The sequence below is a fragment of the Clostridium merdae genome, from assembly GCF_900176635.1.
In the GTDB taxonomy this organism is placed as follows: Bacteria; Bacillota; Clostridia; order Oscillospirales; family Acutalibacteraceae; genus Faecalispora; species Faecalispora merdae.
In genome coordinates this window covers 530,059-554,000 of the sequence record NZ_FXLN01000003.1, presented here as the reverse complement: position 1 = coordinate 554,000, position 23,942 = coordinate 530,059, and the positions used below count along the sequence as shown (strand labels likewise).

General features: G+C 45.5%; 19 protein-coding genes. 11 read left to right on the top strand and 8 right to left on the bottom strand.

Annotated elements, in window-relative coordinates:
• Positions 1-185: 185 nt before the first annotated feature.
• Positions 186-1,157: a LysR family transcriptional regulator gene (locus tag CAN90_RS04405; protein ID WP_085832618.1), complete on the bottom strand. Its 972-nt coding sequence runs from the start codon at positions 1,155-1,157 to the stop codon at positions 186-188.
• A 224-nt stretch (positions 1,158-1,381) separates the two neighbouring features.
• Here CAN90_RS04405 and CAN90_RS04400 point away from each other — a divergent pair, with 224 nt between their 5' ends.
• The 4 genes from CAN90_RS04400 to CAN90_RS04385 are packed head-to-tail and all read left to right on the top strand — an operon-like array spanning position 1,382 to position 4,965.
• Complete coding sequence (locus CAN90_RS04400; RefSeq protein ID WP_085832827.1) at positions 1,382-2,380, top strand: beta/alpha barrel domain-containing protein; 999 nt, start codon at positions 1,382-1,384, stop codon at positions 2,378-2,380.
• On the top strand, positions 2,377-3,348 hold the full coding sequence (locus CAN90_RS04395) for a 2-hydroxyacid dehydrogenase (RefSeq protein WP_085832617.1): 972 nt from the start codon (positions 2,377-2,379) through the stop codon (positions 3,346-3,348). Before CAN90_RS04400 ends, CAN90_RS04395 begins: the two co-directional genes overlap by 4 nt.
• 20 nt (positions 3,349-3,368) lie before the next feature.
• Positions 3,369-4,739, top strand: a complete 1,371-nt coding sequence (locus tag CAN90_RS04390) for a TRAP transporter large permease subunit (protein ID WP_085832616.1) — start codon at positions 3,369-3,371, stop codon at positions 4,737-4,739.
• 1 nt (position 4,740) lies between these two features.
• The gene (locus CAN90_RS04385; RefSeq protein ID WP_085832615.1) at positions 4,741-4,965 is read left to right on the top strand and encodes a cobalt ABC transporter substrate-binding protein; all 225 of its coding nucleotides are present in this window, start codon (positions 4,741-4,743) and stop codon (positions 4,963-4,965) included.
• A gap of 52 nt (positions 4,966-5,017) precedes the next feature.
• Here the strand turns inward: CAN90_RS04385 and CAN90_RS04380 are convergent, their stop codons facing one another.
• The gene (locus CAN90_RS04380) at positions 5,018-6,517 is read right to left on the bottom strand and encodes a hemolysin family protein (RefSeq protein ID WP_085832614.1); all 1,500 of its coding nucleotides are present in this window, start codon (positions 6,515-6,517) and stop codon (positions 5,018-5,020) included.
• 430 nt (positions 6,518-6,947) lie between these two features.
• Here CAN90_RS04380 and nifJ point away from each other — a divergent pair, with 430 nt between their 5' ends.
• The 4 genes from nifJ (at position 6,948) to CAN90_RS04360 (ending at position 12,962) form a co-directional block, all read left to right on the top strand.
• Positions 6,948-10,505 (top strand): pyruvate:ferredoxin (flavodoxin) oxidoreductase, encoded by a 3,558-nt coding sequence (gene nifJ, locus CAN90_RS04375; protein WP_085832613.1) that lies wholly within the window; start codon positions 6,948-6,950, stop codon positions 10,503-10,505.
• 393 nt (positions 10,506-10,898) lie between these two features.
• A complete protein-coding gene (locus CAN90_RS04370; protein ID WP_085832826.1) occupies positions 10,899-11,633 on the top strand; it encodes a 16S rRNA (uracil(1498)-N(3))-methyltransferase in 735 nt (244 codons plus the stop codon).
• Between the two features lie 25 nt (positions 11,634-11,658).
• On the top strand, positions 11,659-12,417 hold the full coding sequence (gene ymfI / locus CAN90_RS04365; protein WP_085832612.1) for an elongation factor P 5-aminopentanone reductase: 759 nt from the start codon (positions 11,659-11,661) through the stop codon (positions 12,415-12,417).
• 17 nt (positions 12,418-12,434) lie between these two features.
• On the top strand, positions 12,435-12,962 hold the full coding sequence (locus CAN90_RS04360) for a flavodoxin domain-containing protein (RefSeq protein ID WP_085832611.1): 528 nt from the start codon (positions 12,435-12,437) through the stop codon (positions 12,960-12,962).
• 68 nt (positions 12,963-13,030) lie between these two features.
• On the opposite strand, the gene CAN90_RS04355 is transcribed toward CAN90_RS04360, so the two are convergent.
• Positions 13,031-14,407 carry a glycine--tRNA ligase gene (locus tag CAN90_RS04355; RefSeq protein WP_085832610.1) on the bottom strand — a complete coding sequence of 459 codons (1,377 nt, stop codon included), beginning with the start codon at positions 14,405-14,407 and terminating at the stop codon, positions 13,031-13,033.
• Positions 14,408-14,445: 38 nt separating this feature from the next.
• The gene (locus CAN90_RS04350; RefSeq protein WP_085832609.1) at positions 14,446-14,868 is read right to left on the bottom strand and encodes a GtrA family protein; all 423 of its coding nucleotides are present in this window, start codon (positions 14,866-14,868) and stop codon (positions 14,446-14,448) included.
• A gap of 357 nt (positions 14,869-15,225) precedes the next feature.
• Here CAN90_RS04350 and CAN90_RS04345 point away from each other — a divergent pair, with 357 nt between their 5' ends.
• From CAN90_RS04345 to CAN90_RS04335, 3 genes are read left to right on the top strand one after another with little or no spacing between them, the layout of a single operon-like run.
• Positions 15,226-15,915, top strand: a complete 690-nt coding sequence (locus CAN90_RS04345) for a response regulator transcription factor (RefSeq protein WP_085832608.1) — start codon at positions 15,226-15,228, stop codon at positions 15,913-15,915.
• 29 nt (positions 15,916-15,944) lie between these two features.
• A complete protein-coding gene (locus CAN90_RS04340; protein ID WP_085832607.1) occupies positions 15,945-17,462 on the top strand; it encodes a sensor histidine kinase in 1,518 nt (505 codons plus the stop codon).
• A 22-nt stretch (positions 17,463-17,484) separates the two neighbouring features.
• Entirely contained in the window at positions 17,485-19,395 is a 1,911-nt protein-coding gene (locus tag CAN90_RS04335) for a trypsin-like peptidase domain-containing protein (protein WP_085832606.1), read from the top strand.
• 197 nt (positions 19,396-19,592) lie between these two features.
• Here CAN90_RS04335 and CAN90_RS04330 read toward each other — a convergent pair whose 3' ends face one another.
• From CAN90_RS04330 to CAN90_RS04315, 4 genes are all read right to left on the bottom strand, one after another.
• The gene (locus tag CAN90_RS04330) at positions 19,593-21,440 is read right to left on the bottom strand and encodes a methyl-accepting chemotaxis protein (protein WP_085832605.1); all 1,848 of its coding nucleotides are present in this window, start codon (positions 21,438-21,440) and stop codon (positions 19,593-19,595) included.
• 404 nt (positions 21,441-21,844) lie between these two features.
• The gene (locus tag CAN90_RS04325) at positions 21,845-22,483 is read right to left on the bottom strand and encodes an ABC-2 transporter permease (RefSeq protein WP_085832604.1); all 639 of its coding nucleotides are present in this window, start codon (positions 22,481-22,483) and stop codon (positions 21,845-21,847) included.
• The gene (locus CAN90_RS04320) at positions 22,480-23,340 is read right to left on the bottom strand and encodes an ABC transporter ATP-binding protein (protein ID WP_085832603.1); all 861 of its coding nucleotides are present in this window, start codon (positions 23,338-23,340) and stop codon (positions 22,480-22,482) included. Before CAN90_RS04320 ends, CAN90_RS04325 begins: the two co-directional genes overlap by 4 nt.
• Positions 23,337-23,717, bottom strand: a complete 381-nt coding sequence (locus tag CAN90_RS04315) for a GntR family transcriptional regulator (protein WP_085832602.1) — start codon at positions 23,715-23,717, stop codon at positions 23,337-23,339. The genes CAN90_RS04320 and CAN90_RS04315 overlap by 4 nt, the downstream gene beginning before the upstream one ends.
• Positions 23,718-23,942 lie beyond the last annotated feature (225 nt).

Here is a 23,942-nt window from a genome sequence, read left to right as displayed (position 1 = left end):
TCTATCTTGTAATGCAAAGTAGCAACTACATTGTATTACATAGTAGATGAATTGTCAAGTGCTGTTAGTTAAATGGAAAAAAGTGATAGAAATAAAAAGCGCTTTGTACTGCCTTTATGGCATTCAAAGCGCAAATTGATATAAAGCTATGGGGCTGCTGTGAATTTTCTTGCTGGCAGCCATGATTAGTTATTATCGGTCCTTCTTTTTTGTGAAATAGAGGAAAACATATTTTGTGTTAAAGATATAAAATGCTTGGCCGGTTTGGACAAGTACCGGCGACAGTTGATGGTAAGTGTAATGTCCCGGTATAAAAAGTCCCCGTTTAGTAGCAGGGGAAAGGTGTGGAACTTTTCGGTTCCCTCCTGCTGGTAGCGCAGGGTATCGTCCAGAATCATTTCCGTCAAAAAGGCTGCGGCAATCCCACTAAAGTAGAGCGAGTGAAAGAACTGAGGGTAGGTAGTAGTCAGCAAGATATTAGGCTGGCTGCCGGACTCTTCATAGCAGGAGAGAATCGCACGGCTTAATGGAATACTGCTTGTAGGCATGACCACAGGAAGGCGGGAAAAATCGGCAATATTTGCACCGTGCTCCGCCTGCATTCGCAATTCGTTTGCTTGTTCGCCATAGCAGCTGCGCAGTAGCACGTCAGAGACGCACAGATAAACCTTATCTGTTAGCAGATGCGTTGATTGAAGCTCTGGGTATTCTGAGTAAATTACTCCAATGCAAAAATCCAATTTATTATCAATGAGCATTTTCTCCAGCTGATAGGAGGGCTGGTCAAACAACTTGATATGGACACCCGGGTGGGCTTCGATAAACTGCTCCATAATTTCTGGAATGATGATGCTCGCGCGGGGTGTTGTCATTCCAATGCGCAATTCGCCCGTCTCTTCATTTTGAATTGACTTTAATACTGTTACAATATTGCTTTCTGATGCGACCACTTCTTTGGCATAAGAGAGGAAAAGCTCCCCTTCATATGTAAGAGCCAACTTGGGTTTTCGCTGAAAAAGCTTGCACTCCAAAAGAATTTCCAGCCTTGCAATGTGATTGCTCAAATTTTGCTGAGACACAAACAAACGATTTGCTGTTTGTGTGAAGTTAAGGTCTTTTGCCGCCTCTGTAAAATAATAAAGACTGGTGGTGTCCATAATTTTTCCTCCTTAAATGATTTGCACTTTGCCGTCACCCCTTTAAAACAGCATACTCGACTTCCTCTTATTTGTCAAAATGCAGAATTTTCTTTAAAGTCACAAAAATTCTTTGTGATAATCAAAAAAGACTTGTGTTTCACTTCTGCTGCAATTTCTAGTATGTTAATTATATCGAAAAAATACATCAATTCAATTGATTGAGGAGTGATTTTGTGAAAATTATGGACTGTACGCTGCGTGACGGCGCGAATGTTGTCGGAAACGGGTTTTCCCCGGAACTGACTAAATTAATGATTGAGGGTCTAATCCGCAGTAACATTCACATTATTGAGATGGGAAATGCTAAGGGACTTGGAGCAACAGAAAAGGGGAGCCCTGCTCCCATTAGCGATGCTGCCTATCTGGATTTAATCCAACCTTACCTGTCACAAGCAGACATCGGCATGTTTTTAAATGCCAAGCGCTATGAGCCGGAAAATGTGGCAATGGCGGCAGACAAGGGATGTTCCTTTTTACGAATTGGTATGGATGCTGGCGACGGAGCCAAAGCCTACCACGTAATTGAGGATGTAAAAAAGCATGGTATTACCGCAAGGTACTCTTTGATGAAAGCTTATCTTCTTACCCCGGAAGAGTTGGCCGAAGAGGCTGCCGGTCTGGAGGCACACGGCTTAGATGAAATTACCATTATGGATTCGGCTGGAACTATGCTGCCACAGGATTCTGGACTTTATGTGAAAGCTTTGAAAGAACGCATTAAAATTCCGGTTGGCTTCCATTGCCACAATAATTTGGGATTGAGCACGGCCAACGCCTTGGCTGCTTTTGAAAATGGTGTTGATGTGCTGGATTGTGGTCTGTTGGGCATGGCTCGCAGCGCAGGAAATCTTCCGACTGAGATTGCTGTTGCATTAATGCAGATGAAAGGTGCCGCACAGGAAGTTGATCTGTACCAGCTTCTGGATTTTGAAGATCGCGAGTTGATCCCTGCAATGGAGAAAGAGGGATATCATACCCCCATCAAACCTAAAGATTTGATTTTGGGTTATAGTGGCGCTCACTCTACTTTTATGCCTCTCTTCCGTAAGGTTGCTGGTGAATGCAACGTAGGGTTGTATCCGCTGATTGTGGAAACCTCTATCATCGATCGCAAAAATCCCAGTGAGGAATTGATGCGTGAAACCGCTGCCCGCATTCAGGCGAAAGGGGAAAAAGCATGAATGTGATACTTGCAGGCCCTTACTCCACCGGAACTTTGGAGCGTTTTCAGTCGCTCCTTCCGGAGCATCGCGTGACTCAGATTTTGTCGCAGGATGATTATAACACTATGACAGACGCGGAGTGCATTATCGTTCGTATTTTGAAAACTCCAGAGGCTGTCATCGCAAATAATCCAAACCTAAAAGCGGTAATTCGCTGGGGAGCCGGATACGATTCGGTAGATATTGAAGCAGCGGGGAAACACGGCGTTATGGTAGCAAACACGCCCGGCGTCAATGCCTATGCCGTAGCGGAACTGGCCTTAGGCCTGATGATTCTGCTAAACCGCAAAATAATGGGTTACAGCCGTAATGTGCAGGCTGGAAACTGGGACAGAGGAGTGTTTGCAGACTCTTCCATCTCCCTTAATTACAAAAAGGTGGGGCTCATTGGCGGAGGAAATATTGGCCGCCGTGTAGCTGCATTGGCACAGGCACTGGGTGCTAGTGTTCAATATTACGATGCGTTTCGCCTACCGGAGGAAGTGGAGAAGCAAAACAATATGACTTTTGTTTCTCTGGAAGAGCTCCTGTCTACTTCAGATTTGATATCTCTTCACGTTCCCCTGCTGGACAGCACCCGCCACATCATTGGCGCAGAACAGCTTGCCGCGATGAAACCGTCAGCATGTTTGCTGAATACCGCCAGAGGCGGTTTAATCGACGAAGCTGCTTTGGTAAAGGCTCTGAACGAGGGCAAATTGGCCGGAGCGGGCCTGGATTGCGTGGAGGAGGAAGATTCCGAAACGACAGCTCAGTTGTTGCAATGCGCTAATGTGATTATAACACCTCACGTTGGCGGAACTACGGCTGATTTGGTCGATGCGATGATTCCTTATATCGCCGATAAAATTACATCTTTAGCAGAAACAGGGACAATGCGTGACGTTGTTAACGCTGAGTGGCTTTCTGCTTCTGAGAAGAAATAGTTTAAGAGGAGGGTTGATCTATGGGTATTGGAATTGGAATTTGGGCCTTTGTGGTCTATATTCTGTTTGTAATGTTTTGGTATCTCGGTTTAAAACGCACTATCGCGGAGGCGATGTTCTTAGGAATGATCATCGCCTGTGCTTTCAACGGAATTAATCAGATTCCCGCGACACTGGCCAGCAGCTTTACGGATGCGGTACAGGAAAATGTAATGGCAGCTATTATTCTATTTACGGTAATGGCTTCTATTATGCAGAAAACAGGAATCATCAACCATTTGGTTAACATTTTGAATTCATTATTAGGGCGTGTTCGCGGCGGCCCCGCTTATGCTTCCACCTGCGCCAGCGGCTTATTTGGAATGGTGGCAAGTGCAAGCAGCGCCAACTCTGCAACTGTGGGTTCTATCACTGTTCCGTGGATGCTGGAGTCTGGATGGCCGAAGGAGACAGCTGCCACCATTAATACGGGCAATGCTGATCTTGGAATCTGTGGCCCTGCGGCATCTTCTTTGTTTCTGATGCTGAGTTTTGCCCCCATCGCGCAAGCGGTCAGCTACGGTGATTTGTATGTACCCCTGCTGTGTGGTGCGTTTTGGGCTCTAGTTTATCGTTTGCTTGTCGTACGTTACTATGTATGGAAACATAAGATTCCTGCTATGGACAGCAACGCTGAAAAATTAAGCGTTGCGGTTAAAAAAGGCGGTACATCGTTACTAATGTTCTTGGGCATTGTTATACCACTGGTTTTGACTATTGGCCCCGTTGGTGAAATGTTGAAGAATCAGGCTTCCTTTGGGTCGAAAGCCGTGAACGCGATTAATATCATTATCTGGGTTCCGGTGTTGATTATGTCCATTTGCTTAGTTCTGGGTCGAAAGCTATTGCCAAAAACCTGGGACGGCTGGAAAACACTCTTATCCTCCACCTCTAAAACTGTTTGCTCTTGCGGTGCGGTTTCTTTATTCGCTCTGACTGGAAGCTCTGCTTTGACGCTGATTGGTTTTGGTGATGGCCTGAGTGAGATTTTGGGTAACTTAAATCTGCCCAAGTTTGCCATGATTCTTATCATTGGTTTTGTGGTAGCACTGGTAGCTGGTCCGCTAAATGCTACTGCTACTACTGTTAGCCTTGGTTTGGTAGCTTATACTGCTATGGTAGCTGTGGGAGTTCCCCCTGTTACTGCCGTTGTAGCGTTCCTACTGTTTGTTTCTACCGAGGGCTGCTCCCCTCCAATGTCCTCTCCCATTTTTATTTCCAGCAGTATTGCAGGCGTAGAAAACGTCAGTGTCATGTTCAAGCCATTGATTTTCAACTATTTAATTCCGCTTGTTCTGGTCGGCGTTTTGGTCGCATTGGGGATTTTACCCATCATAGGGGGGTTGATGTAGCATGAAAAATATCGTCAATAATATATTTCTGTTGTTTTTAATTCTATCTATCGCATCCGCCATATGTTTGGTTGCGATTCAGCTCTTTTCGGTTATCACCATGAATGGTGCTCTGGCTATTTGGGCGAAGAGCTCCTTGCAAACTCCAGTTTGTGTTCTCTGTTCTATCTCCGCGTTGGTTGCGTTTGTGTTGAGTTATCTCTCTAAAACTGCAAAAGAAGATTGATACGGATAGAAACTAAAAATGCCCCGCGCCGAATAGCGCGGGGCAAAGTAGTTTATTGTTCAGTATCAATAAAAGAGGAGATATGCGGGTGATGGCTGTGCTCTTTTATAGAATTAGAATCCCCTTTTGGCGGTAAAGCCTTTTTGTCTCCGGTTTCTCCCGGAGGGGGGAGTGTAAGGTCTTTTACAATCAGTAAACGGGCGATACGGTTTTCTTCCACTTCCTGAACAGTTAACGTTAGGTTTTTTACGTGAATGGTAGGGTGCTCGCCGAATTTAGGAATGCGGCCAAGCTTTTCAACGACCAAGCCCGCAATGGTATCGTAATCGCCTTCTGGCAAATCAACACCCACCAGATCCGATATTTCATCGATTGAGGTGCTGCCCTCCACCGTGTAGCTATTGTCGCTCACGCGGCGGATTTCTTCTTCCTCATCGTCGAATTCATCTTGAATATTGCCTACAATAGCTTCCAGCAAATCTTCCAGAGAGATGATACCCGAGGTGCCGCCGTATTCGTCAACAATAACGGCAATCTGCACTTTTTTCTCTGTCATTTCCGTAAAGAGCTGCGTGCAGCGTTTGGTTTCCGGCACAAAGTAAGCGGGGCGCATCAGGTCTGTTATTTTTACGTCGCCATCGATTTCGCTGCCAACGTATTGGAGTAAATCCTTCACGTAGATAATGCCAAGGATGGTATCCAAATCCTCATGAAAAACAGGAATACGAGAATACCCTTCTTCAATTGCCAGTGCAACTACATCGCTGATGCTACTGGTGTCTTCAATTGCGGCAACATCGGTACGGTGGGTCATAATCTCTTCTACTGTGGTATCTGCAAAATCAAAGATATTTTCAATCATGTCCTTTGCACTGCCAACAATGAGTCCCTTTTCTTCGCCAACGTCTACCATCATTAGAATTTCTTCTTCCGTAACGGTATCCTCTGTGGAGTTGGGGTCGAGCCCCAAAAGCTTGAGCACAAAGTTGGTGGAAACCGTAAGAAAAGTGATAAAAACACTAAAAATGGATGCTGTGGCGCTTAAGATGCCAATAAAGCGAAAGCTGAGCTCCTCGGCTTTTTGCATGGCAATCTTTTTCGGCACCAGTTCGCCCAGAACCAGAGAGAAATAAGAGAGAATAATTGTGATAAGTACGGTGGAAATACCGTTCAGCAGAGAAGTAGAAATAGGCAGAAAACTCAGTTTTTCCGCTAAAATCGCGGCAAAGCTTTGCGATGCCGATGCGGAGGTTAAGAAACCGGACAGCGTTACACCAATTTGGATGGTAGAAAGAAACCGGCTGGAGTTTTCCGTCAGCCTTAGAATTTTTTCCGCTTTCTTATCGCCGTCTTCCGCCATACGCCGAATCTTATTATCATTGAGTGTGATAATAGCAATTTCAGAAGCAGCAAAAAATGCGTTGACTAAAATAAGCAGGAATAGAATCAACAATGAAACAAACGGATTCGAGTCTGGGTTAACGGCTTCGGCGTTCTGCACGCTTAATAGCATGGGAGCGCCGGAAAGTATGCCCGCGGGATCGGGAGGCATGTATTTTTCCCCTTTCAATTTGGAAATTTGTTCGGTACGATTCCGAACGGCCCAATGGAGTTATATGCTTTCTATTGTATCGTATCAAAAGCAAACATGTCAAACTTCCCCAGAACACGTAGCAAGGGGTGCGCGCAGTTTAGCGTTTGCGCGAGGGATATAGAGTTGGTTGTTAAGCCTTTTTTGCCCTGATTACCGCCAAAACGGGGGAAAATAAGAAATAGAGAAAGGAAAACGAATAAAAACACAGTAAAAAGGTGCTATAATTGCTTTTTCGAAAAATACACTGAAAAGCCAAAATTCAGAACCGTTTACCTTTACACTATATTAAAAAAATGATAGAATAAACGAAGGCACAGATAAGGTATAGGGCTGTGCAAATTGATATGCTCGCTTCCTAATTCTGTATCCTTAAAGGAGGAAATTTTACATGGCAAGAAAAACAAAAACCATAGACGGTAACACCGCCGCAGCGCATGTATCCTATGCGTTTACGGACGTTGCTGCCATCTATCCGATCACACCTTCTTCGGTGATGGCGGACGAAACGGACAAGTATGCCGCAAATGGGCTGAAAAATCTGTTTGGCAGAGAGGTTCAGGTTACGGAAATGCAGTCTGAGGCTGGTGCGGCCGGTGCGGTGCATGGCTCTTTGGCAGCAGGCGCGCTGACGACAACTTATACCGCTTCACAAGGCCTGCTTTTGATGATTCCGAACATGTACAAAATGGCCGGTGAGCTTCTGCCCGCAGTTATTCACGTTTCTGCGCGTGCTCTTGCAACTCATGCACTTTCTATCTTTGGCGATCATTCTGACATTTATGCCTGCCGCCAGACCGGTTTCGCCATGTTGTGTTCCAATAACCCGCAAGAGGTTATGGATTTGGGTGCGGTTGCACACTTAGCTGCCATTCGTGGCAGAGTTCCATTCCTCCATTTCTTTGATGGTTTCCGTACTTCTCATGAGATTCAGAAGGTTGCTACATGGGATTACAAAGATCTGGATGATATGCTCGATAAAGACGCTGTGGCTTCATTCCGCCGCCGTGCTTTAAACCCGGAGCACCCCGTACTGCGTGGTACCGCACAGAACGGCGACATCTTCTTCCAGGCTAGAGAAGCCAGCAACCCGTACTATGACGCTGTGCCTGAAATGGTGATTGACTACATGAACCAAGTCAATGCAAAGATTGGCACAGACTACAAACCCTTTAACTATTATGGGCACCCCGAGGCAGAACAAGTAATCGTTGCCATGGGTTCCGTTTGCGACTGTATTGAAGAGGTTATTGATTACCTAAATGCCGCCGGTGAAAAGCTTGGTTTGGTAAAGGTTCACTTGTACCGCCCCTTCGTTGCAAAATATATGCTCGATGTTATGCCGGAATCTGTTAAAAAGATTTCTGTGCTTGACAGAACCAAGGAGCCCGGCTCCATTGGTGAGCCTTTGTTCTTGGATGTTCTTGCTGCTTTGGCAGACAGCAACTACTCCACTGTTCCTGTATATTCCGGCCGTTATGGCTTGGGTTCTAAGGACACTACTCCCGATGATATTATTTCGGTATACCGCAACATGCAGGCAGAAGCACCGAAAAAGCGCTTCACCATTGGCATTGTGGATGACCTGACTCACCTCTCTTTGCCTTTGGCAGAGCGTGTGAATACCGTTCCGAAGGGCACTCATTCTTGTAAGTTCTGGGGTCTTGGCGCAGATGGTACCGTTGGTGCCAACAAGAACTCCATTAAAATCATCGGTGACCACACCGATATGTTTGCTCAGGGCTACTTCGATTACGATTCTAAGAAATCTGGCGGTTTGACCGTTTCTCACCTGCGTTTTGGTGACAAGCCGATTAAATCTACCTATTATATTTCTCAGGCTGACTTTGTTGCCTGCCATAACCCTTCCTATATTGACAAGTATGATATTGTGGAAGACCTGAAAAAAGGCGGAAGCTTCCTGCTGAACTGCCCGTGGGACGAAGCAGAGCTCGAGCAGCGCCTGCCCGGCAAAATGAAGAGATATATTGCTGAAAACGATATTCACTTCTACACCATTGATGGTATTAAGATTGGTAAAGAGCTTGGTCTTGGTGGCCGCATCAATACCATTCTGCAATCTGCATTCTTTAAAATCGCGAACATTATTCCGATTGAGCAGGCTGTTGAATTCATGAAGGCTGCTGCGACAAAGTCTTACAGCAAAAAAGGTGACAAGGTTGTTGCCATGAACCATGCTGCAATTGACCGTGGTGTGGATGGCTTTAAAGAAGTGAAAGTTCCGGAGAGCTGGAAGAATGCGCCTGACACAGACGAGCTCAAAGAAATTAAGGGTGACCGCCCTGAGCTGGTTAGCTATGTAAAGAACATTCTTGACCCCGTTAATGCATTCCGTGGCAGCAAGCTGACGGTTGCTAACTTTAAGGATTATGCTGACGGTACCGTGCCGCAGGGCAGTGCTGCTTACGAGAAGCGTGGTATTGCGGTTGATGTTCCCGAGTGGAACCCCGACAACTGCATTCAGTGTAACTTCTGTTCCTATGTTTGCCCGCATGCGGTTATTCGCCCGCTCGTCATGACTCCCGAAGAGTTGGCAAATGCACCTGCACAGACAAAATCCAAAGACCTAAATGGTCTGCCGGGCCTGAAGTTCACCATTGCTGTTTCTACCCTCGACTGCACTGGTTGCGGTTCTTGCGCACAGGTTTGCCCGGGTATGAAGGGCAACAAGGCACTGGTTCTGAAGCCCATCGATACTCAGCTTGCTGGTGCTGAAGTATTTGAATACGGCAGAACCCTCTCTGAGAAGCCGGAACTGCATGAGAAGTTTAAGGATAGCACTGTAAAGGGCAGCCAGTTCCTTCAGCCGCTGCTTGAATTCTCTGGCGCTTGCGCAGGCTGCGGTGAAACACCGTATGCAAAGCTTGCAACACAGCTGTTTGGCGATAGAATGTTTATTGCGAATGCGACCGGCTGCTCCTCCATTTGGGGTGGTTCCGCACCGGCAACTCCCTATACCGTTAACCGTCAGGGCCGTGGCCCCGCTTGGGCGAACTCCTTGTTTGAGGACAATGCTGAGTTTGGCCTTGGTATGGCTCTTGGCCAGAAGGCTGTTCGCAACCGCTTGATTGATTATGTTGAGAATATTATGGCTCTCAATGAGGCATCCGCTGAACTGAAGGACGCCTGCCAGAAGTATATCGAAACTCTTCCGAACAGCGGCGAGAATAAAAAGGCAGCTGATGTTCTGTTGGTAGAGTTGGAGAAGGCAAAGTCCGCAGGCGGCGAGCTTGCAAGACTGGCTGGCTTAATTCTCGATGACAGCGATTACCTCGGCAAGAAATCCATGTGGATCTTCGGTGGTGACGGCTGGGCTTACGACATTGGCTTCGGCGGTTTGGATCATGTTATCGCTTCCGGCGAGAACGTAAACATTTTGGTATTCGATACCGAGGTTTACTCCAACACTGGCGGTCAGGCGTCGAAATCCACTCCTACTGGCTCTGTAGCACAGTTTGCAGCAACCGGTAAGGCAATTAAGAAGAAGGACTTGGCTGGTATTGCCATGACCTATGGCTATGTATATGTTGCTCATGTTGCGATGGGTGCAGACTACAACCAGTGCCTAAAGGCTTTCCACGAGGCGGAGAGCTACAACGGCCCGTCCCTCATCATTGCGTATGCTCCCTGCATTAACCACGGTATTAAGGGCGGCATGACCGTTGCACAGGCAGAAGAGAAGAAGGCAGTTGCAGCCGGCTACTGGCACAACTACCGTTTTGACCCCCGCCGTGCAGACGAAGGTAAGAATCCCTTCCAGCTCGACAGCAAGGCTCCCACCGAGAGCTACCGTGACTTTATTCTTGGTGAAGTTCGTTACAGCTCGCTGACCCGTGCGTTCCCTGAGCGTGCTGAGAAGCTGTTCGATAAGGCTGAGGAAGATGCGAAGAAGACCTACGAAAAGCTGGAAGCAAGAGCAAAAGACTAATTTACTTCTGGTTTGATGAAAATACTTGCCGCACCAAATGCTGCGGTAGAATATGAATCCCCCCGCCGGGCCCGGCGGGGGGATTTGGTTTTATATAAAATGTGGGAAATGAAGAATAAAGCAACTTTAGTTAGCTTATGATAACGAAATCTGCAATGTTTTCCCTACAATAGATATAAAAACGGAGTGAAAGTAATTATTTGAAAAGCAAGTTTTGGTGATATAGAAAGAAAGTGCTATTTTCTTATATCGCATAAAAAATCTATGAATTTTGCCCTGTAATTGAAACGAGCATCGACTTACGGAACGGATTTGACTTTCTTCTTTTGTATGGAATATAATAAAACCATTGATTTTACAGGTTGGGCCGCTGGCCAGAAAGAGTGTGAAAGCATGCCAAGATTTTTTATCGATTTTCCCTGTGAACTGGGGGACGAGCCCTGGGTGGATGGGGAGAATGGAGCGCATATTGTCAAATCCCTACGGATGCGTGAGGGGGAAGAGCTGACGTTATGTGATGGAAAAGGAATGGATTACCGTTGTGTATTGCTGCAAACGGAATCGGTTCGTGCTCAGGTGCGCGTGCTAGAGAAGAAAAAAAGCGCCAGTGAACCAACTGTATTTGTAACGGTGTATCAATGCCTACCAAAGGCAGATAAAATGGATTCTGTGGTACAAAAGGCGGTTGAGTGCGGTGCGTGCCGTGTGGTACCCGTTCTCAGTGAGCGTTGTGTTTCTCGCCCAGATGAAAAGGCGGCGCGCAAAAAGGTTGAACGCTGGCAGAAAATAGCGCTGGAGGCTGCCAAGCAGTCCGGCAGGGGAATTGTGCCGGAGGTTACTGCAATTACTCTCTATACAAAAGCATTGGAGCAAGCTACTGCACTAGGCGATAGAATCCTGTTCTTTTATGAGGGTGGCGGAAAGAGCCTGAGCAGCCTTGGTCTTCGTACAGAGAATGCCATTTCACTCTTTATTGGCCCAGAAGGTGGATTTGCGGAGGAAGAAGTGGAGCGGGCATGCGCAAGCGGCGCAGAAGTTGCAACGCTTGGGCCTCGTATTTTTCGTACGGAAACTGCTCCGGTTGCGGCACTGTCTGCGTTAATGCTGTTGACCGGAAACATGGAATAAAGAAGAAACCGGAGAGGTGAATGAATTGGAACAGTGCAAAACGGTACTCATTACCGGGGCATCCCGTGGAATTGGCAGTGAGATTGCGCGCCATTTTGCCCTTGCAGGCTACCAAGTAGTTATCAACTATAATAAAAGCGAAAAGCATGCGAAAGAGCTTGCACGGGAGCTGGAATATAAGCTTGGAGTAGCAGCAGGCGAGAAAATACTTACCATTTGCGCGGACGTTGCCGACCGTTTACAGGTTGATAATATGTTTGATGAGGCAGAGGCGCACTTTGGGGGCATAGATGTTCTTGTTAATAATGCTGGTATTGCGCAGCAAAAGCTTTTTACCGAATTAACGGATGACGATTGGAGAAAGATGTTTGCCATTCATGTGGATGGTGCATTTTATTGCAGTCGCCGAGCACTGCAAGGAATGATTCGCCGCCACAGTGGCAAGATAGTGAACGTTTCCTCGATGTGGGGGCAAATTGGTGGCTCTTGTGAGGTGCATTATTCCGCAGCGAAAGCGGCTGTTATTGGGATGACTCGTGCGCTAGCCAAGGAGGTTGGCCCCTGCGGAATACAGGTGAATTGTGTAGCACCTGGCGTAATTGACACTGAAATGAACGGTGCTCTACCTGCCGAGACATTGGAATCGCTCTGCGAAGAAACTCCGCTAGGTGCACTTGGTACGTGTTGCGATATTGCAGAAGCCGTGTTTTTTCTAGCAGACAGCCGGTCAGACTTTATTACTGGTCAAGTTCTGGGAGTAAACGGTGGTATGGTGATTGGTTAAAAACAGGAGGTAATTGGATGAAGCGGATTGCAGTGATTTATCAGTCTAAATATGGCTCGACCAAACAGTATTCACAGTGGATTGCGAGGGATTTGGGGGCGGAACTCTTTGAACGCTCCGAAGTACCACCAAGTTCTTTGCAAAGCTTTGATATTGTAATTTATGGCGGTGGCCTCTATGCGGGCGGGGTAGCTGGAGTGGATTTGGTTTTAAAACACCCTTGTCCTACACTGGTGGTGTTTACGGTAGGGCTGGCAAACCCAGAGACTACGGATTACACAGAAATTTTAAATCGTAATTTCACCCCGGAGCAAAAAGAAAAAATAAAGCGATTCCATTTGCGTGGTGCAATCGATTACAGTGACCTCAGTCTCGTACACCGTGGCATGATGGCAATGATGAAGAAAATGACGATTGACCCGAAAGCGCCCGAAGAATGGAATGACGAGGATCGACTCTTTTTAGAAACGTATGGAAAGACAGCCGACTTTATGGATGAAGCTTCCATTGCCCCGTTAGTGGAATATGTAAAAGGCTTGTGCTGATGGTCTTTAAAATGCAAAAAGGCTCTGGTTCGTTCATAAGAACGGCCAGAGCCTTTTTTATAATATAATCAGAATTCGATTTTGGCTTCGATATACTCTACTAGCTTATCGATGGAGACGCGCTCCTGCTGCATGGTGTCGCGGTCACGAATGGTGACACAGCCATCGGCTTCACTCTCAAAATCGTAAGTGAGGCAGAACGGAGTACCAATTTCATCCTGACGGCGGTAACGCTTACCAATGGAACCAGCATCATCGTAATCGACCATGAAGTGCTTCGAGAGCTTTGCAAAAACTTCCTGCGCCTTATCGTTCAGCTTCTTAGAAAGCGGCAAAATAGCGGCTTTGTAGGGAGCCAATGCCGGGTGCAGGTGCATAACCACACGGCTGTCGTTCTCGCCGAGCTCTTCTTCGTCGTATGCGTCGCACAGGAAGGCTAGCGTCACGCGGTCTGCGCCGAGTGAGGGCTCAATAACATAGGGAATATAGCGCTCGTTACTCTCGGGGTCAAAATAATCCAGTGCTTTACCAGAGTGTGTTTGGTGCTGCTTTAAATCGTAATCGGTACGATCTGCAATACCCCACAGCTCACCCCAGCCAAACGGGAATAGAAACTCAACGTCTGTTGTGGCTTTGGAGTAGAAAGAAAGCTCCTCTTTCTCGTGGTCACGCAGGCGGATGTTCTCTTCCTTAAGACCAAGGTCTAAGAGCCACTTTTTGCAGAAGTCTTTCCAGTAATAGAACCAGTCGAGGTCGGTGTCTGGCTTGCAGAAGAACTCGAGTTCCATCTGCTCGAATTCACGGGTACGGAACGTAAAGTTGCCGGGCGTGATTTCATTACGGAACGATTTACCGATTTGTGCCACACCGAAAGGAATTTTACGGCGTGTGGTGCGCTGAATATTGACAAAGTTTACGAAAATACCCTGAGCGGTTTCGGGTCGCAGGAAGATTTCGTTCTTTGCGTCCTCGGTTACGCCCTGAAAGGTTTTAAACATCAGGTTGAATTTGCGGATGTCTGTAAAATTCTTCGAGCCGCAGTCGGGGCATGCGATGTCGTGCTCTTTAATATAGTCGGACATTTGCTCAAAGGTCATACCGTTCGCATCGCCGCCTTTATCTTCAATCAGCTTGTCAGCACGGTGGCGGGTATGGCAGTCGCGGCAATCCATAAGTGGGTCTGAGAAGCCACCCACATGGCCGGAAGCAACCCATACCTGCGGGTTCATTAAAATAGCGGAATCAAGCCCTACGTTATAGGGGCTTTCCTGCACAAATTTTTTGCGCCATGCCGCTTTTACGTTATTTTTAAATTCCACTCCCAGCGGGCCGTAATCCCATGTGTTGGAAAGTCCACCGTAAATTTCGGAGCCGGAATAGACAAATCCCCGGTTTTTACACAGACCAACAATTTTTTCCATCGTCTTTTCGCTGTTATTAAGCATGTTTCTTCCTCCAAGTTCGGGACGCTGGCTGCGGCCCTTTATTTTTTCTGGTTAAAGATCAGCAGCTTGCTGAAAATGTAATTCAGAATGACGACAATCACGTTCATGATAATTTTCGCCACCCAGAAGTTCCAGTGCAGTAAATCTACCAAAAGCCCCATGCCGAGGGTATCGACACCCAATGAGAACAGGCGTGCTCCCAAAAAGGACATGGATTCACGCAAGAGTACCGCCGACGCCATGCTCTTGCTTTGAAAGACAAATAGCTTATTGGTAAAAAAGGCAAACAAGACGGAAACGAGCCAAGCCAAGGTGTTGGCAACGTAAAGATTCCAATGCAGTATATCGTATAAAAGGCCGGCTAAAAAAATATTGATGAGTGTGGTGAGAACACCGAATACCAAATACGAAAGCATCTCTGGTGAGGTGAGTAAACGCCACAGCTTTTTCACTTTATTCATACCGGGAACCCCTCCTGCAAGCCATACATAACAGTGTACCATTGTAACGCCCAACCTGCAATAGAAATTGCGGCAAATTTTGATTATTTAGAAGAATTCGAGAGAGCGTTGTCAACGGTTTTGTAAAATGTAGTTTGGTGCCCACTCGGCGGTGCTTTGCACGGGGAAAGCTTTAAAAAATATTCATCCTTTTTATTGACCATTTTAGTATAATTACTGGTATAATAACTGCAATAGGCTTGTTTGTACTCTGCGGGCAACACAACATTTGTTATGGAGCAGAGCAATACGTACAAGCGGCATCGCTTTATTCAAGAATTATTTTTTAATTATAGACAGAACGGGAGGACGGTTAAAATGGCGGCAGGAAAAATTATGGTAGTTGATGATGACCAGAACATCTGCGAGCTACTTCGGCTGTATTTGGAAAAGGAAGGCTTTCATGTGGCAATCGCCAATGATGGCAAAAGAGCGGTAGACCTGTTTGATGCAGAGAACCCGGATTTAATGCTGTTGGATATTATGCTGCCGGAGCTGGATGGATGGCAGGTATGCCGTGAAATCCGCAAGAAATCTCAATGTCCCATTATTATGCTTACGGCAAAGGGCGAAGTGTTTGACAAGGTACTTGGCTTGGAGCTGGGAGCGGACGACTATGTGGTAAAACCGTTTGAAGCCAAAGAGGTAGTTGCTCGTATTAAAGCGGTGCTGCGCCGTGTAGGCAAAAACAGCGATGAACTTATAAAGGAAGTTAAATTCGATAAGCTTTCGATTAACCTTACAAACTATGAGCTGCGTGTAAACGGAGCACAGGTGGACACGCCCCCCAAGGAAATGGAGCTGATTTACCACCTTGCCAGCAACCCCAACCGGGTGTTTACTCGTGACCAATTGCTGGATGAGGTGTGGGGATTTGACTATTATGGAGATTCCCGTACGGTAGACGTTCATGTAAAGCGGCTGCGCGAAAAGCTGGAGGGCGTTTCTGAAAAATGGGCCTTGAAAACCGTTTGGGGCGTAGGCTATAAGTTTGAAGTGAAGGAATAAATGGTCGTTAGGAAAGGGCGTCTTCCGGAGTGAAAAAAACTCTGTTTAAAAAGTACCTGAGAATTACCCTGCTGATTATATTTGTTAGCTTCATCTTTTTGGGTGTGGTAATGATTAGCTTTATTTCGCGCTACTGGCAGGACGAAAAGCGAGAGCTTCTGAGTAAAAATGCGCAGAGCGTAGCAGCGGTTGCCTCAGAAAGCGTAATCATGATTCAAAACAACCAATACATGGTGGATGGCAAACGAATGCAGGCATTCATCTCTGCATTTTCGGTCAATATTGATGCGGACATTTTTGTAACGGATAAAAACGGTGTTCGCCTTCTCTCTGCTTATACCGGCAGTGGAGATGTTGGTGCCGGAGCTGTGGACACGGAAATTATGAATCAGGTGGTAAAGGGCGGTTTTACAGGTACCGGTACGATGAAAGGGCTATACCAGCAGCCACACTACATTGTAGGTGTACCCATTCAGGTGGTTGGTGACAATGGAAACGCTGTAACCATTGGAGCCGTTTTTACGGCCTCAAACATCTACTCCTTGCAGGTTTACCGCACGGAGGCGCTTCGCATGTTTCTCATTGCTGCGGCAGTAGTTTTTATGCTGTCTTTTGTGATGGTATGGTTATTTTCGTATCGTTTGGTACGACCTTTGCATGAAATGTCTTTGGCGGCGCATAGCTTTGGTGAGGGGAACTTTTCGGTTCGTGTTCCGGTTAGCAGCAACGACGAGATTGGCCAGCTTGCACAGGCATTTAATAATATGGCGGCCTCCCTTGCGTCTGGTGAAACGGTGCGGCGAAACTTTATTGCCAACGTTTCACATGAGCTGAAAACCCCGATGACTACCATTGCCGGGTTTATTGATGGTATATTGGATGGAACAATTCCACCGGAGCAGCAGGAGAAATACCTGAAGATTGTTTCAACTGAGGTTAAGCGCCTTTCTCGCTTGGTTCGCACGATGCTCGACCTTTCTCGGATTGACAATGGAGAGTTAAAGCTGCGGCCCGGCCGATTTGATTTAACCAATACCATTCTTTCTGCCCTTTTGTCTTTTGAAAAGGCGATTGAAGACAAGCATTTGGAAGTGCGTGGGCTGGAGGATGCGGAGAGCTTGTTTGTGGACGGCGACCCGGATATGATACACCAAGTAATGTATAATCTGATTGAAAATGCCGTAAAGTTTACCAATACCGGTGGGTACCTTGAAATTCATGTGGATGAAAAACCCGACCGTAATATTGTGCGGGTGAAAAATAGCGGAGCGGGAATCCCGCCCGACGAAGTAGACATGATTTTTGAACGTTTTTATAAAACGGATAAATCGCGCAGTTATGATAAGAATGGAATGGGACTGGGTTTATATATTGTTCGCACCATTATTGGGCTGCACGGTGGCGAAATTTCAGTTTCGAGTGTGGAAAATGAGTACTGTGAGTTCCAATTTTGGCTGCCGAAAAACAAAGAGAAGCAGGTAAAGCTGGAAGCGGAGGATGCGCCGTTTAAGGAGCTCCCTAAAGAGAAAAAAGACACGAAGGGGTAAATCATTTACGGGGGGATTGAGTATGGACGAATTCGATTGGAAAAGACCCGATGAGGGGGATGCCGACAAGCCAGAGCAATCCCAGCGGCCGGATGCTTTACCAGAGGGTTTTTCTCGGGAGGTATTCTTGGGTGATGCGGGCGATGAAGAAAATGACCGCATACCAGACGACGTGTTGAGTACCAAGCAAGAGGATGGACAATTAAGTGAAGAAGTACCTGAAAGTACCTCTGTGAACGTCGAACGGGATGAGCCATCTAATGCGATAGAAATGGCGCAAGACAATAAGGAACTAGAGCAGGAGCCGACGCTGGAGGAGCCATCTCAGGAGAATCCACCACAAGAAACTCCCGTTGCGCCGACTGATGCCGCAAAAGGGGAGCAGGCTGGTACTAAGCAAGAGGAAACAACGCAGCAAAACCAATACCCATATGGTTCTGTGTACGGGCAGCCTGTGCAAGAGCAGCCATCGTACCACCCGAATGGCTCTGACCCCAATCGTGATAGAAATCCGGAGCAAAGCCCCTATGGGGATGCGCGAAACGGGTGGACGCCGCCGGCTGGTTACCCACCCTACCCACCGCCCTATGGGTACCCACCTTATCCGCCGCAGGGAGGGCAGGTGCCGTTTGGCTACCAGCCTCCGCGAGTGTATGCGCCATTTGGTGGAGGAATGGGATACCCACCGGAATATACTCCAAAACCACCGCGTAGTAAGGGTTACCGTTTATTTATTGGAATGCTCATTGCGCTAGGAGCTATCTTTGTTTTTGGTTTCTTTAGTATTAGCCTGTTTACTGCTTATTCCCCTCAAACAGAAGAGTCTACTGGTTCCTCACAGGCTCCGCAAGAGCCGTCACAGGCGCCACCGGAATCAGAAACCTCTCCACAGATTTCGGATACAGCCGAGCCACCACCTACTGGCGTGCTTACAGACTCACGCTTTGCTGGAATCAAGGTTTTACCAATTCCCGCAAGCGACGAAAGCACGGCTAAAGCGATTTATAAAGCGGTTTCTCCCTCTATCATCGGTGTGGTTTGCGAAATGCCAGAAGGCACAAGCTCGGGTTCCGGAATTATTTGCCGTGAGGATGGGTATATCATTACCAACTCGCATGTAATTAAGGACACAAAGCAGCACCAAAAGCTTCGTGTGATTCTGCATGATAATACCCAGTATAATGCCGCTGTGGTTGGTTTTGATAAAACAACGGATTTGGCAGTACTAAAGATTGATGCCAAAAATTTGCCCGTAGCTTCTTTTGGTAATTCCGATAAGCTTGAGGTGGGCGATTGGGTTTTGGCAATTGGCAACCCCGGTGGAATGACCTTTGCAAGCTCGCTCTCTCGGGGTGTAGTTTCGGGTTTGAATCGCTCGGTGGGTTACAGCGAAAAAGCCAATATGACGTATATTCAGACCGATACAGCAATTAGCCCCGGGGCTTCTGGCGGAGCACTATTAAACCTGTATGGGCAGGTTGTGGGGGTTAATACCTCGAAGCTGGTGGCGGAAGGCTATGAGGGAATGGGCTTTTCCATCCCCATTGCACGTGCTAAGGAAATTGTAGATGACTTGATTCAAAACGGGTATGTATCTGGGCGGGCACGCTTGGGTATTGGTGCGAATCAGGTGTCTAGTATTCAGCAGCAACTAGGTTGGCCGCAGGGTGTGATTATTGCTGCCATAGATTCCGAAAGTGCTTTTAGCGGCACAGAGGCAAAGGTAGGAGACATTATTACAAAGGTAGATGGAAACCAGATTTCTACCATGGCAGAGCTATACCAAAAGCTTGGTCTGCACAAGGCAGGAGAAAAAATGGAGGTTAGTATTTATCGACCTGGAAAGATTGGTAAGGATGGGAAGACCTTTGACGTGACTGTTACACTTTTAGCAGATAACGGTGATACACAAAAGACCATAAACGTAAAATAATTAGATGAATAAGAGCAAAGTGAGGAGTTGAATTCTTCTTCACTTTGCTATTTTATTTAAAAGATTGCCTGTTAATAAATGAGTTGTGATTTTAGTACTTTATAAATATCTTTTCTATTTTTATATAAGAGAGTGCTCACACAAAAAAGCCACCGGAGAATCCGGTGGCTTTAGTAAATGTATGAAATAAAAATATGTTAGAGTGTAGTGGTAAGCTCTTTTTCTTCTTCAGCTTCTTCCTCCAGTGGAAGTGGTTCTTCAAAATCGGTGGACTCCTGGCCGTCATCGTAAGTCATACTGTTTTCCGTGATACTATCCTGAGGGAAATCGTATTCTGATGCAAATGAGGAAAAGGAGGTACGATCGCCATCTTTGAGCTGGAATACGTTTACCAAGCTGAGCATAGTCTCCGCTTGACCGGAAAGCTCTTCACTGGCTGCCGCGCTTTGTTCCGCAGTTGCAGAGTTGGTTTGCACAACACCAGAGATTAGATTGATACCTTCGTTTACTTGATCAATTGCCACGGTTTGCTCTTGTGAGGAGATCGTTATTTCATGTATGACATTGGTCGTAATGGATGCTTTCTTTGAAATTTCTTCCAAAGAATTGCGAACCTGACCAACCAAATTGGTGCTGTTCTGTATGGCAGACAGGGTGTTTTCTACCAGAGCGGTTGTATTATCAGCGGCTTGTGCACTTTTGCTAGCCAGATTTCGTACTTCCTCCGCGACAACAGAGAAGCCTCTGCCAGCGGCACCGGCGCGAGCGGCCTCAACCGCTGCATTCAGAGCTAGAATATTGGTCTGGAATGCAATATCGTTAATTGTTTTAATAATTTTATTAATCTCAGCAGAGGTTCTCGCCATTTCAGACATGGAGCCGACCAGCTGCTGCATGATTGCGTCTCCGTCTTGAATTACACGGACGGTATTTTCTGCATTATCGTTAGCAGTTTGAGCATTGTCGGAATTAGCCTTTACTTTATCCGAGATTTCGCAAAGAGTAGCGGCAAGCTCTTCAATGGAGCTGGCTTGCTCGGTAGCTCCCTGTGAAAGGGTTTGAGCACCGATGGATACCTGTTCTGCACCTGTGGTGACTTGATTTGCAGAATCGTGAATTTGCGAAAGGGTACTGTTGAGTGAATCCAATATAGTAGTAAGTGCCTCTTTGATGGGTGCAAAGTCATTCTTGTAATCAATGTCTACCGAAACGGTCATATCTCCCTTAGAAATAGTGCCTAAAACATAAGAAATATTGTCGATGTATCCCTTTAAGTTGTTGGACATAGCACGCATACTGTTGGCAAGCACACCTAGCTCATCCTTAGAAGTGTAGGAAATATCCACATCGAGTTCCCCTTCCGAGAAGCGAAGCATGGCGGATTCAATTTGTTTAATTGGCTTTGTAATAAGGCGTACCACGTAAATGCAGATAAGAATAACAGCTAATAAAATTATGCCGCTTAAAATCATAATGATTTGGTAGGTTTGCTTTTCTGTTTTACCTGCCGATATGTAAAATTGGTTTGCAACCGATTTGGAGGAAGAGCTTAACGTGTAGGATAAGCTTTGCGATGAGTTCGCAGTAGTAATAAAATCGGAATAATACAGCTTTTTTGCTTCTTCAATCTCACCGCGGCTATACATTTCTTGCAGTTGGTTGCTAAGCTTCTGCAAATTCGTGGAGTTTGAAATAAGCAGATTTAGTTTATCTTGGTTGTCTTGTAAAATAAGATTATTCTTTAAAATGGCGATGTCGGACTGCATGGAGAGATCTAACCGGCGTAGCTCTGATTGATAGCCGACAATAGCGTCTTTATCATCGTTTGTGAGATACATAAGTAAATACTTTTGCTGGGCATTTAATGCCTTGCTTAAATCTTCCGCTGAAGTAACGGTTTGGTAGGGGCCTTGGTAAAAGTTGCTTAAGGAGCTTGCTATGGATTTCATACCTAGCGTGATAATGCATGCGATCATTCCACTGAATAAGATGACCACTAAAGCAAAGCTTATTGTCAATTTTTTAGGAATGGATAGATTTTTCATGGGGACCCTCCAAAACAACAATTTTAACCAAGCTTTATAGAAGCTTGGTTTCTATTCGGTCTCAATGTTTTTATTTTTTATGTAAAATTTTCCCATATTGTGACTGCGTCAATTATATAAGACTAGTCGAAATCTGTCAATCTGAATGAGGGCTAGAGCATGCCGAAAAAAAACGTTTCTTTTTGTAATTAATTACAATATTTACTTTTAAAATTAATACTATAGTGGACAAAAAAGAGAACGGAATCGTTTTCGATTCCGCTCAATTATAAAAATGCCCTTATATAAAAAGATTTTTGATGCTGATTCAGTTTTGCAAAAAAATAATTATTTTTGAGAATCTTAAAGAAAAAGATAATACAGTGTATAAAAAAGGAACAACTTTATTAATACTGCAAATATCATTAATTAAAATCCTTTTTCTCTACAATTTTGCAAGAAACAAGGTAGGATATAAGAAAACAAAGAATAGACATTCCAAAAGCGGCGTAGCAAAGAAGAATCACTGCTTGGTCATTTAGGGAGGGGGGAGCTATGGGAAGATTTTGTAACACAAATGCCAGCAGAAAGAATGAGGCAAACACTACCATAAGCAGAGTTCTTGTAGTTTGAGAACCAAAATGATAAATTAGGGGAAGCAAAAAGCTAATTAGTATAAGAGAAACCATTATGGAGGCCGCTATTTGTAGTAATATTTCTAAACTAAATACAGAACCAAAGGCGATATAAAATAGAAAGGAAATGCCTACTGCGGTAATCAGCACGAGCGACAGGAAAACATAACGCCCTCTAACGAGCACACGTTTGCTTACTGGCAGCGACAGTGCAAAAATGTTCCAGTGGCAGGTTTCATCATACGTAAATAGATTAAAAGATAAAAAAATTGTAAAATAAATTGATATAAAGGAGAAGAGTCCCCCATTGAGTAAAGAGAGGTTTGAACGCATTGCCAAGGATGCAGCAAATAATAGAAGTAGGACAATGCCAAAGGAAGTAAGACTGCGTTTTGAAATCATAAAGTCTTTTAATAGTAAGCCTTTCATTGGTGATGCTCCTTTCCGTAGAAAACCATGATGTCATCAATGCCGGCGGCATCAACAACTAGACTGGGATGTGCTTTTTGGAAAGTCGTACGGTTTGCGACAAGTGCCTCACAGCCAAAGGAATTTTTACGATTGCGGAGGTACTCCTTGTTTGAAAGCTTCGCAAAGTCTTGCGCACTGCACTTTACAACACCGTAGGAATCCAAAATTGCGTCCTTTGAATCGCTGAGAAGTACCTTGCCATCATGAACAAAGGTAACGTAATCTGCGATTCGCTCTAAATCTGCCGTGATATGTGATGAAAATAGAACAGCATGTTCCTCGTCTTGAATGAAATCCAGAAGTAGATCGAGTATTTCGCTGCGAACTACGGGGTCAAGACCACTGGTGGCTTCATCCAGAATCAGTAGGCGGGGGTGGTGAGCCAATGCTGCGGCGATGGAGAGCTTCATCCGCATTCCTTTTGAAAAGTCCTTTATCTTCTTATCTTTGGGTAAATTGAATTCCTTTAAATATGATTGGTATAATGGTTCATCCCAAGTTTGAAAGAAATTTTTTAAAAGACTGCTTATGTTGTGAGAATTAAAATCACCCGGGAAATAACTGTCGTCGAATACAACACCAATTTGCTCTTTAATTTTGCGCTCATGCTTTTTTAAATCGAGCCCGAAAACCTTTATTTCTCCCCCGTTCGATTGCATCTCGTTTAAAATTAATTTAATGGTAGTGGTTTTACCGGCTCCGTTTTCGCCTACCATTCCCATAATGCTTCCGCCGGGAACCGAAAAGCTGATGTCCTGTAGAGAAAACGATTTAAAGGTTTTTGTTAAGCCACGAACCTCTAATAAATTGCTCATATAGATTCTCCTTTGTATAAACGGTTGAGAAGGTCGGAAAGCTGCTCCTGTGAAATGGAAGCGAATAACGCAAGCTGAACTGCCTTTGAAAGGTGCTCTTTCATTTGGCGCAGATGCTCCTCTTGAATAGCATTCACATTTCGTGCGGCAACAAAACTACCTTTGCCTGCCCGTGTGATTAAAAAGCCATCCCGTTCTAAATCTTCATAAGCCCGTTTTGTTGTAATTACGCTGATGCGCAGTTCCTTTGCTAAAACGCGCATGGATGGTAAAGCGTCCCCTTCTTTTAGCGCACCATTGATAATTTGATTTTTAATTTGATGCGTAATTTGCTCATAGATGGGTCTGCTGTCGGAGTTGCTGATAAGAATATCCACGTAGCTCTCCTTTCGTCATACTGTATATACACTATATGTACAGTATACTCGCTTAAAGAAAAAAGTCAACCCAAATTTAAAAAATACAGATTGTATATTTACTTGAATATTTTACCTTATGTGATAGGAAACGACTTTTTTAGGGTTAAATAAAATAATTTTAGAAAACTTTCTCTTTCGGGAGAAAGTTTTTTTAATTTGTCGGGGGGATTCATAAGCAGTCGA